Origin of the sequence: Halobacillus shinanisalinarum, from assembly GCF_022919835.1 — a bacterium.
Taxonomy (GTDB): domain Bacteria; phylum Bacillota; class Bacilli; order Bacillales; family Halobacillaceae; genus Halobacillus_A; species Halobacillus_A shinanisalinarum.
Map to the genome: position 1 here is coordinate 3,780,240 of NZ_CP095074.1, position 12,688 is coordinate 3,792,927.

Here is a 12,688-nt window from a genome sequence, read left to right on the forward strand (position 1 = left end):
CCGTTCCAATCCAGGCAAGTTCAATAATGATACCATCCATTTCTAACACTGTTATCTCCTCATTTCCATGTTAAAAAATATAAAAGGATATTCAACACAAATAAATTTGATCTTTAACTCTTGATTGTTTCTTTTAAAAGGAGTTCTATTCTGGACTAATAGCATCCACGGTATTATGGTGTAAGCCCTTACACTTATGTTTATACGTTAAATAAACGTTGGCTGAAATTATGTTATATAATGGTGGCGCTGTCGTGTGCTGTCGGTGATGTAATAAGTAAAAGGGTTGTCACATCCAAAGCAGATTTAAAACAATATGGATCCTTTTCTTTCTAACAATTCCATTAAGGTTTATTAAAATTATTAAATATCTTTTGGTTATTCATTTCCTAGCCCCCCTCTCTTTATGGTACGAAAAATAAAATTACGTATTATAAACGTTATATTATCATAAAGCAACATTAAGTGCAAAGAATTTTCTGATAATTTTCACGGGTTTAATTAGTTGAATTCGGAAACATACGTAACTCCTTGTCCTTAAGGAGGGTATTCATCAATTTTTCTTTTCCTTAAAGCTCCGAAATATGAAATTACCACTTTTATAGAAAAACTTGTATTATTCAGAAAAATCATTGAATTAAAAAAACATTTATTGTACGCTTAACTGGACCAACCACTTGTCTGTCAAATTCATAAAAGAAGAGGAATTAAGCTAATGTTATCTAATGTCGGAAAAAAACGTATATATCATGGGATTGTCCATCAAATCAAAGAGACGATCAAAAAAGGAGAGGTTCTTCCAGGGGGGAAAATGCCTTCTGAAAGGACTTTAGCTTCAACATTGGCTGTGTCAAGAACATCTATTAAAGAGGCTTATAGTGTTCTAGAGTCTGCTGGAATTGTAGAAATTAGACAAGGAAGCGGGGTTTATCTGTTAAAAAATGATACAGAGGATATCATTTCGAAACTTAATGCGATCATCCGCGGGCAAACGGTAGATATGGTTGAACTTATGGAATTAAGGCAGGCTGTGGAAGTCGATATAGCTTACTATGCAGCCCTTAGAAGAGAGCAGCAGGATATTGAACAATTGGACAGAGCCTTTCATCAACTTGAAAAAGCCGTTTCAAAGAAAAGTTTGGCTGCTGAGGAGGATCTGGCTTTCCATATGTTAATTGCTAAAGCAGCGAGGAACCGGGTCATTGCTCAAGTGATGAACATGGTTTCCGATCAAGTTTTAGTTGGACTAGAGGATAGCCGTGCTCAATCGTTGGCTGTCCCAGGAAAAAGCCAGGAGATCTTGGAGGAACATCGAAACATTTACAAGGCAGTTCGGGATGGCAGTCCTCATTTAGCGGGCAAGGCGATGAGAGAACATCTTCAAAATGTCAAACAGCGGTATTTATGATTTCATCTCATTTCTGTTTATATAGGAAATTTTTAAAACGCTTTCATAGGAGGTAGTTATTGTGAATACTGAAGAAGTACAACCTCAAGAGTCAGTTCAAACGCAGACTCCCACACCACCAACTACATTCGGCGGAAAATTAAAAACTGTCGGACCGGGTATTGTTACAGCGGCTACGGGCGTCGGTACTGGGGACTTAGTTGCGGCGCTCGTTGCGGGGTTTCTTTTGGAACAACACTTATTTGGGCTATTATCGTAGGTTCTATTCTTAAATTCTTTTTGACGGAAGGGATGGGACGATGGCAGCTGGCGACGGGCAAAACGATTCTAGAAGGATGGCGGTCCATGGGGAAGTGGGCAACAGGCTATTTTGGAGTTTATTCTCTTTTATGGGGATTCAGTTATGGGGCTGCAGCAATGACAACCTCAGCATTGATGATGGTCACTATGTTTCCCATTATGCCTTTATGGGCCTGGGCCATGATTCACGGGGTCGTCGGGCTTCTGCTTGTTTTGACGGGTCGTTACAATGTATTTGAACGTATTATGACCGTGTTAGTTGGGGTTATGTTTGTCACCGTTGTCGGATCGGCCATTATGCTAACACCTGACCTCGGTAATATTATGAGCGGAACTATTCCGCGTATGGATGGCGGTTCATTTCTGCTGGTTCTAGGATTGCTAGGCGGAGTTGGTGGAACCATTACGATGGCCTCGTACGGATATTGGATTCGTGAGAAGAATTGGCATGGCAAGTCATGGGTGTCGATGATGAAACTTGATACATCTGTTGCTTATTTAATTACAGCGATTTTCACGTTGTCTTTACTGATTATCGGTGCAGAATTTTTATACGGTACAGGTATTGAAATTAATGGGGAAGAGGGACTCGTTACACTTGGAACGATGTTTAGTGAAGAATTTGGAAGTGTAGCTCGCTGGTTATTCCTAATTGGCGCTTGGTCAGCCGCCTTTTCTTCATTGTTAGGTGTCTGGAATGGGGTGCCGTACTTATTTGCTGATTTTATGAGGCTTGTTCGCAAACGGAATATGGATCAGCCGGTTTCTGAGAAGGAGCCTGCTTATCGCTTCTACCTGTTATGGCTGACTTTTCCGCCGATGCTGCTTTTGTTCATGGACAAGCCAGTAGGAATTGTTATAGCCTACGGGGCCCTAGGTGCTATATTTATGCCTTTCCTGGCGATATCTTTACTGACTTTATTGAACTCTAAACGAGTAGATAACATGTATAAAAATGGGTGGATAACGAATGGAGTCCTAATAGGCAGCCTTTTATTATTCACGTATCTAGGCATTATTGAATTGGTTAATTTGTTTTAAAAAAGGGAGCTAAATGGCAATGATGTATGATTATTCTATTATAGGAGGCGGGATCGTCGGTCTATCAGTTGGGATGGAGCTTAGCAGGCGTTATCCAAATGCTAAAATTGTTATCGTTGAAAAAGAATCGGAACTTTCACTTCACCAGACTGGTAGAAATAGCGGCGTGATCCACTCTGGTATTTATTATAAACCTGGAAGCCTAAAGGCAAAATTGGCTCGTACAGGAAATCAGCAAATCGTTGAATTTTGTAAAGAACATGGGATTGAACATGACATTTGCGGCAAGGTGATTGTTGCGACTAATAAGGATGAATTGACCTTACTTGCAAATCTCTATGACAGAGGCGTGCAAAATCAACTGGATGTAGAAAAGGTTTCAATGGATGAGCTTAACGAAATCGAGCCGCATGTAAGAGGGGTTGCGGCCATTCGCGTTCCAAGTACAGGAATTGTGAACTACCGGCAAGTTGCAGAAGTTTTCGCCGATAAGATTCAACAGAATGGAGGAGAGATTTCCCTAAATACGGAGGTTCAGGACATTAATACGGAGAAGAAGAGCGTGGAGCTAAAGACAACTCGCGGAGTGTTCAAAAGTCGTTTTTTAATCAATTGCAGTGGCTTGTTTAGTGATCGTATTACTGAAATGGCCAATATTAAGACCGACATGAAGATTGTCCCGTTTCGTGGTGAATATTTTGAATTGAAGCCGGAGAAACACCACCTCGTGAAGAACTTGATTTACCCCGTTCCTAATCCTGACTTTCCATTTTTGGGTGTTCATTTTACAAGGATGATGGATGGTAGAGTACTAATCGGACCTAATGCCGTTCTGAGTTTTAAACGGGAAGGTTATAATAAAACGGACTTTCAAATCAAGGATTTTATGGAAGCGACGACTTATCCTGGTTTTCTTAAACTAGCAGGCAGAAATCTATCGGAAGGGTTAAAGGAAATGTACCGTTCCTATAGCAAAAAGGCACTAATTAAAGACGTCCAGCGGTTTATTCCTGAAATTGAAGCGGAAGATATTGTTCCCGGAAAATCAGGGGTTCGCGCTCAAGCACTTGATTCAAATGGAAGTTTAATCGATGATTTCATGATTATTAAAGATAAACGAGCTGTCCATGTGTGTAATGCTCCTTCACCAGCTGCCACGGCATCAATAGAAATTGGTAAGGAAATCGTCAATCGTATGGAAAATTATGATAGCCCTGTGAGTAATTAAGATTGATGCACTTATTGGTAATATAGAACAAGCACCGGAATATCAAGAGGTGTGCTCTCGGAAAAAAAGGCTTACGAGACGTATTAATTTTGTCGAAAAATGATAAGTCTGATAAACTTAATTCGTGATAATAGATGTAAGGCCTTTCAAAGGAGAGAACGTCAACTATGAAAAACACTTTGCGAATTGCCGGTGCTTATGTCGGCATCATTATTGGAGCAGGATTTGCTTCAGGGCAGGAAATTGTTCAATTTTTCACAAGCTTTGGTTTATGGGGGATTTTCGGTGCGGTAATCACGATATTTTTGTTTGCCTTTATTGGGATGCAACTTATACAACTAGGGGCACATTTACAAGTTACCTCCCATAAAAAAGTCATTCGCCATATTTGCGGTAAATATTTAGGACCCGTTGTTGATATTATGCTGACCTTCTTTTTATTTGGGGTAGCGACGATCATGGTCGCAGGCAGTGGGTCGATATTTGAGCAGCAATTTGGCATTGCACCTCTTATCGGCAACATCCTTTTGGTGATTCTAGCAATATTAACGCTCTGTCTTAATACAGACAAGGTAATTTCGGTGATAAGTTTAATTAGTCCCTATATGTTAGCGCTGATTATTATCATCACCATTTATTCCTTTTTCACTAGTGATGCAAATTTAGCTGAATTAGAGAGCGTTGCTTTGACACAAGCATCTGCCGCTTCAAACTGGCTGCTAAGTGCGTTGTTGTATGTTGCTTTTAACATCGGGGTCGGCTTTTCGATGATGACACTTATCGGCGCAACCACCAAGGATGAAAAATCTGCCGGCAAAGGGGCTATCATCGGCGGAGTTTGTCTTGGAATTCTAGTTGTACTCATTAATCTAGGTATCTATGCAAATATAAATAAATTGCAGGGATAGATATGCCGACACTGATATTGGCTTCGGATATTTCACCTTTAGTAGGCATTCTGATGACGATTGCGTTGCTTGCGATGATCTTTAATACGGCGGTAGGCATGCTATATTCTTTTACAGCCCGTTTTGTACAACCAGATACAACCAGGTTCAAGGGGGCAGTAGTTGTCGTCGGACTTCTCTCGTTTGGAGCAAGTCTTGTAGGCTTTACGGATCTAGTCAGCACTGTTTACCCATTAATGGGCTATCTCGGGTTCGTGTTAATTGGAGCAGTAACTGTCTCCTGGCTCAGGTCTAAGAAAAAATCCTCACTCGTACTGGGCGAAGAATAGAGTTCCGTTCGCTTGAGTATAAAAGTGTTGGAAGAGAATTTTCGATAAAGCTTTTTATAAACCTATGGGGGAAAGCCAGAACGACGGGGCACCGTTCTCTGGCTTTCCTTTTAGTTTAATACGTTAAAATGAAGATCCAGCATTAGGAGGAGTAAGGTATGGAGCTTACAAAGCAACTCGGAGAAGAAATCATTGCCCGGCTTTCACAATATATCGATGTCCCCGTAAACCTGATGGACCCCAGTGGAAAAATCGTAGCCAGCACCGATGACTCTCGTCTATATCAGTTGCATGGGGGCGCTCAGAATGTGATTGAAAGCCAAGAGCCCCAAATCATACATGACGATGACGTGGAGCGACTTTCCAATGTTAAACCTGGGGTAAACTTACCGATTTTTCATAGAGGATTCTTAGCAGGGGTTGTAGGGTTGACAGGAAATCCAGATGAAGTTATGCAGGCGGCCGGGATGACGCGAGGATCTGTTGAGATTGCCCTTGAGCAAATATACATTCAACGTCAAGCTTTTTACCAAGAAAGACAGTGGAACAATTGGGTTCAACAGCTGCTTCACCCAATAAAAATGGACGAGGACTATTTACTTAATGAAGCAACTTATACGCTTGGCGTTAACGTAAATGTCAACTGGCAGGTGGTTATTCTCCATCTGACTAATCATTTTGAATGGAGTGAGCGGGTTCGGCAAATTCTGAACACCCAGGGCTATCAACCACTGTTTGTTGTTCCGCATCAAGAGTACGAGGTGATTGTGGCTTTTCCCCATGAAGGTAAGACTATAGTCGTGGAAGAGGTTTTCAAAGAATTGGAGGGAACCAACGTGTCTGTAGGGGTGGGAGGTTATGAATATGGACTCGCTGGCCTGCGTCGTTCCTATTTCCAAGCGGTTGATGCGATAAAGTTAGGTCGTGACAAGTTTTCCTATAGTGAACAAGTTCAAATGAAACGGTTGCTCTATCACATTGATCCGATGATATTCGAAGAGTTGACGAAAGAATATCAAACCTGTCTCGGGAAGCTTGAAGATATCTACGTGGCTACACTTGAATGTTATTTTGCCTCCAATTTGAAAGTGAATAGGACAAGTGCTGACATGCATATACATCGGAATACCCTTGTCTATCGTTTAGAGCAAGTTCATAAAAAAGTAGGACTGGATCCAAGAGTGTTTAAGGACGCGATTATTCTTCAAGCTTTGTTAGTAAAAAATTAGAATTGTGCATTTGCACTAGAAAACGTTTTCATTAATCAGAAAATTTCGTGTAGACAGCCAATTGTATTATCTGTCATTTTTCGATTGAATAGAAGTAACAAAAGTTTGAGGAGTTTTTTTATGAAAATTGTACTTGCACCAGATTCATTTAAAGGAAGTCTAACATCTGCTCAAGCATCTGAAGCTATGGCAAAAGCGATTTACTCCGTTGATTTTAGCATTGAAACTATCATTAAACCGATGGCTGATGGAGGAGAAGGAACTCTTGAATCATTGTTAAAAGCTACAAAAGGAAAACGTGTTTCATTTACATGTCGTGGCCCTTTAGGTGATGATTCAGAAAGTAGTTTTGTTGAAATAGAAAACGATGGGGTTGTGATTGAGGGGGCGAACATTTCTGGCTTGCCCATGGTTCCACGCGAAAAAAGAAACCCTGATCTGACGACAACCTATGGAATCGGGGAGGCGATTCTCTATGCATTAGATAAGGGGAATAAGGAGTTTGTCATCGGTCTTGGCGGCAGTTCGACCAACGACGGCGGTTTCGGGATGCTGCAAGCTTTGGGGATGAAAGCCTTCGATGCAAACGGTAAACCTGTGGGGTCTTTTGGAAAAGATATCTTCCAAGTAGATGCTCTTGATCTTACCTCTGTGGATCCTCGGTTACAGGATGTCACGATCAAGGTTGCTTGCGATGTCGATAATCCGTTAACAGGAGAGCGTGGAGCCAGTCACGTGTATGGTCCGCAAAAAGGAGCAACTCCTGATCAAATTGCAGCCTACGATGAAGCTTTAGGGAAATATGGCAGGCTAATCGAACAGGCCTGTGGGCGGCAATTTGCTGATGAAGAAGGCGCTGGGGCAGCCGGCGGATTAGGATTTGCCTTCCTAGCGATCGGGGCTGAACTGCATTCAGGTGCGAAGCTAGTTTCGGATGCCATTGGGCTTGCGGACGCCATTCAACAAGCCGATCTCGTTATAACGGGTGAGGGGCAAAGCGATGTTCAGACGTTGTATGGCAAGGCCCCAGGTTATGTGGCTAAGCTGGCTGAAACTTTTGATAAGCCTGTGATTCTACTATCTGGGAGTCTTGACGGGGACTTAAGAGAAATGAACGAAATGTTTTCCGGCTGTTTCTCGATCGTGCCGGGCCCGAAGACATTAGCAGAATGTATGGCTGAAGGCGAGGTGTATCTGTATGAGGCATGCAGGCAATTAACCCATCTATTGATAAGATTAAAAAAGGAGTGAGACCATGGATGGTATGGGATTAATTCTCGTGATCGTGTTAGGGGTATTATTCGTTATTCTAGCAACGGCAAAATTTAATCTTCACCCGTTCTTATCTTTGCTTTTTGGCGCTTTTGCTATCGGAATACTAGCGGGACTGCCACTTGCTGATGTCGTTGAAGCGGTAAATAGCGGCTTCGGTGGTCTGATGGGCGGCATAGGACTGGTGATCGTTTTTGGTACGATTATCGGGGTTATTTTAGAAAAATCGGGAGCGGCGCTAAGAATGGCAGAGGTTGTGTTAAGAATGGTCGGTGAAAAAAGACCACAGCTCGCGATGAGTGCAATTGGGAGTATTGTCAGTATCCCTGTATTTTGTGATTCAGGCTACGTTATTTTATCGTCCCTTAAGAAAGCGCTTGCGAAGAGGACTGGAGTGACTGTCGCATCGATGGCTATCGCTCTTTCCACAGGCTTGTTTGCGACGCATACCCTTGTACCGCCGACACCAGGACCGATCGCAGCAGCGGGAAACATTGGAGCGGATGACTATCTAGGTACGGTTATTCTGTTTGGACTAATTGTTGCCATACCTGTTATCATCACCGGATATATTTGGGCTATGAAAGCTGGGACAAAGATTGAAATAGAGGAGGGTGACGAAGAAGACTATGATTACGATGAAATTATTAAAGGCTTCGGTGAAATGCCATCAACCTTTAAATCGTTCGCACCGATCGTTGTGCCTATTCTATTAATCGGGTTCAGTTCGATCATCACTTTTGCTGGATGGTCCGGAGGCTTGTTTGACTTCTTCCTCTTCCTCGGTTCACCAGTTGTTGCTTTATTAGTGGGTGTACTTTTTTCCTTCTTATTGCTTCCAAAATTTAGTCAGGAAACACTAACTGACTGGGTGGGAGTTGCCTTGAAGGAAGCGGCGCCAATTTTGTTAATCACAGGGGCAGGCGGTGCATTTGGATCGGTCATCAGTTCAACAAATATTGCTGACCTCATTAAAGGAATGGCGGGAAGTGAGCTATTTACGGGTGCCCTATTTATCTTCATCCCATTTATCATTGCGGCTGCATTGAAGAGTGCGCAAGGATCTTCGACAGCAGCCATTGTGATCACATCCACATTGATTGCACCGTTACTGCCGCAGCTTGGGATTGAAGGGGCAGTTCCATTATCTCTTGTCGTCATGTCTATTGGTGCGGGAGCAATGGTTGTCTCACATGTGAATGACAGCTACTTCTGGGTAGTCAAAGAGTTCAGTGGCATGTCGATCACACAAGCATACAAAGCGCAAACAATGGCAACTCTTCTGCAAGGGGTTGTGGCGATTCTAGTAACATCTATTCTGTGGCTGATTTTCGTGTGATCGAGTGGGATTGGTCAGAGACACCTGGAGCTTGCAAAGGTGTAATAAGGCCCTAAATATGCATATATTGAAAGTTTCATGCAATTATGGCTGAAATCGTGCAATTATTTTTTCTAGACTGTCGTCAGAAGTTTACTACGAGAAACATGAACTACAATTAGCACTTAAAAGGACCGGGCTGTTAGATGCCCGGTCCTTTTAAGCTAGGAAATGCTTTCTTGTACTTCTTTCATTTGATCCAAGTGGCGCAACTCATGCCAGCCAATAAACTCAACCCATTGTACTAGATTCATATCCCCGAAAGCAGGATGAGGAAAAGCTCGGTTTTTTAATGTTTCTTCCTCTTTGTTATGAACTAAAAACATCGTTGCTTCCCTGCTTTTTGCTAATCCGTCCTTAGCCTCTTCCAATGTTTTGAATTCACCTTTAGGTTGGACCGCTTCAGGTGCTGCTACTTTACGGCTGCGGTCAGGAGTTCGGTGGATCGGCTTCTCGCTCACATCTTGTTCATCGCCTTCTTTAAGGGCTTTCCCTATTTGATAAACGACTAGCTGTTCCATTAAGTATAGGTGCTCAAGTACTTCTAGAATCGACCAGGACTCTTCATCAGGTTTTACGCTCGCTTGTTCATTTGAAATGTTGTCAACGAAATCAAGAATTTCTTGTCTCTTTTCATCTAATCCGTACATATTTACATCCTTTCTAATATGAGGATAATTTCATTTTACCATAAAAAAGAGAGCGTTTCCTTTCAGAGCCATACGAATAGATTTCACTAGAACTTTCCCCCTTACTAGCAAAACTCAAAATTTTCCACGAAAATCCTCGAAGATCATATATTAACATCGAACCAGCTGCGATGAATGGTCTCTTGCTCTATTCAAGTTTACTGGATCAAGTACCGAACGCACCGTTGATTTGTACTCATGGCCAATTCAAGTTGGCGGCCCTACAATTATTGGACCAGCTTGTACGAAATGGCTGTACCATTTATTACTCCAGTGACCTCGATCCAGAAGGGCTGCGAATGGCAAATCGACTCTATAACCGCTATCCAAATTCCGTTCATTATTGGAGGATGGATGTCACGGCCTATGAAAAATCCCTGTCAGAAGTACACTTGAATGGGGAGCGGTTGAATAAGCTTGCATCGATTGACGATGTCTTTTACAACCTGTATTGGATAGAATGAGCTTCAACAAAAAGGCTGGCTATCAGGAAGCACTTGTCGGTGATATGGTTGCAGATTTAGCAGGATACCAAACATGATAATAGCAACGAGCCCACTGTTCATTTAAGTGAACAGTGGGTTCGTTTTTTTATGGGGTGAAGAGATGGACTCATTATCCTTGTTATGGGTTTCCTTATCCTGCTTTTTTCCAAGTGATTATCGAGGCGTACAACATGTCATGAAAAATCGATTGCAGGCCATAAAAATTTAGGGACCCGCTTATAAATGCGGGTCGTCCATTCATATGTATCATAATGGTCTAGCATTTCTTTTGTAAAAACGGCCGCCGTGCTGCCAATAGAATCCTCCAAAATCAAAGGTGAGGTCGCTGAACTGGGTGTTGGTAAAATCAATGATCATGGTCATCTTTATTTAACAAACAAAGTGTACGAAACGGTTAGCTCCCGCGTATAAAGGATTTGGAATAAATAGCTTTCGATAAAGTTGTGCTGCTCGAGTTGATCCATAAAGGTCAGGTTCTTTTTGTAAAAAAAGTAAAAGAAAAGAGCAGACCTTAAGTGGCCTGCTCCTTCGTAGGTTGTACTTAGCTGCTTACGTGACTAATGTCCGTTTCCGGTGTTTCTTCAGGTAAACCATGTTTCTTCTCTGTTTCTGCTACAACAACTGCACAAGCTGCATCACCTGTAATGTTGATGGCTGTACGGGTCATGTCGAGGACACGGTCGATCCCAATAATAAGAGCGATCCCTTCTACTGGCAGAGATACCTGGTTAAGCACCATGGCAAGCATAATCAAGCCAACACCTGGTACACCTGCTGTACCAATACTTGCTAACACCGCTGTAACGACAACCATAATAAGCTGTGTGAATGCTAGATCACTGCCATATACTTGAGCAATGAAAAGCGTTGCAACCCCTTGCATGATCGCTGTACCATCCATGTTTATGGTTGCTCCTAATGGCTGGACAAAGCCGCTAATCGGTTTAGGTACACCCAAGTTTTCTTGTGCCGTTTTCATGGAAATCGGTAATGTTGAACTACTGCTTGATGTACTAAATCCGACTGTTGCAGCGGGGAAGAATCCTTTGAAGAATCGAATCGGATTCATTTTACCAATTAAAGACACAGCCCCACCATATACGACAAAAGCATGCAGGAACAAGCCGAGGACAACGACAAGCATATAGGCTGCCATAGCTTTTGCACCGTCAAGCCCCATTTCACCGATGGCAGAAGCTAGTAAACCGAAGGCGCCATAAGGAGCGAAGCGCATAATTAAATTAACAAGGAACATCATAATTTCATTACCTTGTTCAATCACCTTCGTTACACCCTCAACCTTCTTACCAAGCATCGTAAGTGCAAATCCAATGAAAATAGAGAAGGCAATGATTTGCAGCATATTTCCTTCAGCCATGGACTGAATAGGGTTCGTAGGAATAATATTTGTAAACGTTTCAACTACTGAAGGAGCTGCCTCACTTTCGTATTCAGCACCAGATGGGTCTATCCCAGTATTACCTGGTTGGAAAAGATAAGCCAAACCAATGGCGATTGAGATAGCGATAGTGGTAGTGGCTAAGAAGAATGCAACTGTTTTTGCACCTATACGTCCTAATTTTTTTGGATCTCCTAATGCAGCCACACCTAGAGTAATGGAGAAGAATACAATAGGAACAACAAGCATCTTAATTAAGTTGAGAAAGATTGTTCCAAGTGGACCAAACACGTATGCATCCAAAATATCAAATAAGTCCGGAGCTAAGAAATGTAAAGCTAAACCGACAATAGCACCAAGAACAAGTCCAATCAAAATCTTTGATGTTAATTTCATACATTTTACCCCCTTAGGTATCATTAATGAGAGCGCTTACTTATCCCGATTATACTGTCTCTCGGCTGGTTATATGTGTCATGGAGTTAAGTTAAATATTTTGTTAAAAGTAAACCGCTTGACTAGTGGTTCCAATGTAGGAAAAACATGTAAAGTGGACGACGCAGCGAGGGTTGGCATCTATACTTATAAAAGTATAGGTGGTTTTCAGATGCCAATATTTTCTGCGACTGATCCCTGTAGGATGCAACTTTTATAAACGGTATATAAATAATAAACAAAAAATAATTTTTCCAAATTAACTCACATAGATTCACAATCATACAAGTATAGAATAATGACTGCAAACACAACTTATCGACACTATCCCTTTTTATAACTTACCATAAGTAATCTATTAGATAAAGACAAAAATATTTCCAAAGTTATATCTTTCCTCATAAAACCACATTTTTCTTATAAAATATGAGTATATACTTCTATGATTTGTATTATGAATAGATAGTTTTATCTCTTTAAGTGTGTCTTCAAAAAGTTGACGAAAGAGAACGTCGACAAAGATCGTCACATCCTGTGACAAAGACGACGCTAACACGTCCTGTGCG

12 protein-coding genes are annotated in these 12,688 nt (G+C 41.7%); 10 read left to right on the forward strand and 2 right to left on the reverse strand.

Features of this window, described 5'->3' with window-relative positions; genetic code table 11:
* Positions 1-715 precede the first annotated feature (715 nt).
* The 9 genes from MUO14_RS18645 to MUO14_RS18675 all read left to right on the forward strand — a co-directional run bounded on the left by MUO14_RS18645 (position 716) and on the right by MUO14_RS18675 (position 9,054).
* Entirely contained in the window at positions 716-1,408 is a 693-nt protein-coding gene (locus tag MUO14_RS18645) for a FadR/GntR family transcriptional regulator (protein WP_244752066.1), read from the forward strand.
* A gap of 61 nt (positions 1,409-1,469) precedes the next feature.
* Positions 1,470-1,667 carry a hypothetical protein gene (locus MUO14_RS24630; RefSeq protein WP_318035980.1) on the forward strand — a complete coding sequence of 66 codons (198 nt, stop codon included), beginning with the start codon at positions 1,470-1,472 and terminating at the stop codon, positions 1,665-1,667.
* A gap of 5 nt (positions 1,668-1,672) precedes the next feature.
* A complete protein-coding gene (locus tag MUO14_RS18650) occupies positions 1,673-2,749 on the forward strand; it encodes an Nramp family divalent metal transporter (protein ID WP_318036048.1) in 1,077 nt (358 codons plus the stop codon).
* A 22-nt stretch (positions 2,750-2,771) separates the two neighbouring features.
* Positions 2,772-3,977: an L-2-hydroxyglutarate oxidase gene (gene lhgO / locus MUO14_RS18655; protein ID WP_244755665.1), complete on the forward strand. Its 1,206-nt coding sequence runs from the start codon at positions 2,772-2,774 to the stop codon at positions 3,975-3,977.
* 167 nt (positions 3,978-4,144) lie between these two features.
* The gene (locus MUO14_RS18660; protein WP_318035981.1) at positions 4,145-4,885 is read left to right on the forward strand and encodes a YkvI family membrane protein; all 741 of its coding nucleotides are present in this window, start codon (positions 4,145-4,147) and stop codon (positions 4,883-4,885) included.
* 2 nt (positions 4,886-4,887) lie between these two features.
* Positions 4,888-5,214, forward strand: a complete 327-nt coding sequence (locus MUO14_RS24635; protein WP_318035982.1) for a hypothetical protein — start codon at positions 4,888-4,890, stop codon at positions 5,212-5,214.
* Positions 5,215-5,372: 158 nt separating this feature from the next.
* The gene (locus MUO14_RS18665; protein WP_244752067.1) at positions 5,373-6,443 is read left to right on the forward strand and encodes a CdaR family transcriptional regulator; all 1,071 of its coding nucleotides are present in this window, start codon (positions 5,373-5,375) and stop codon (positions 6,441-6,443) included.
* Between the two features lie 120 nt (positions 6,444-6,563).
* Positions 6,564-7,694 (forward strand): glycerate kinase, encoded by a 1,131-nt coding sequence (locus MUO14_RS18670; RefSeq protein WP_244752068.1) that lies wholly within the window; start codon positions 6,564-6,566, stop codon positions 7,692-7,694.
* 4 nt (positions 7,695-7,698) lie between these two features.
* A complete protein-coding gene (locus MUO14_RS18675) occupies positions 7,699-9,054 on the forward strand; it encodes a GntP family permease (protein ID WP_244752069.1) in 1,356 nt (451 codons plus the stop codon).
* A gap of 203 nt (positions 9,055-9,257) precedes the next feature.
* Here the strand turns inward: MUO14_RS18675 and MUO14_RS18680 are convergent, their stop codons facing one another.
* Positions 9,258-9,743 carry a DinB family protein gene (locus MUO14_RS18680; protein WP_244752070.1) on the reverse strand — a complete coding sequence of 162 codons (486 nt, stop codon included), beginning with the start codon at positions 9,741-9,743 and terminating at the stop codon, positions 9,258-9,260.
* Between the two features lie 182 nt (positions 9,744-9,925).
* Between MUO14_RS18680 and MUO14_RS18685 the strand changes: the two genes are divergently transcribed.
* Positions 9,926-10,246 carry a DUF2399 domain-containing protein gene (locus tag MUO14_RS18685; RefSeq protein WP_244752071.1) on the forward strand — a complete coding sequence of 107 codons (321 nt, stop codon included), beginning with the start codon at positions 9,926-9,928 and terminating at the stop codon, positions 10,244-10,246.
* Positions 10,247-10,829: 583 nt separating this feature from the next.
* Here MUO14_RS18685 and MUO14_RS18690 read toward each other — a convergent pair.
* Positions 10,830-12,083 (reverse strand): dicarboxylate/amino acid:cation symporter, encoded by a 1,254-nt coding sequence (locus tag MUO14_RS18690; protein WP_244752072.1) that lies wholly within the window; start codon positions 12,081-12,083, stop codon positions 10,830-10,832.
* Between the last annotated feature and the right edge of the window lie 605 nt (positions 12,084-12,688).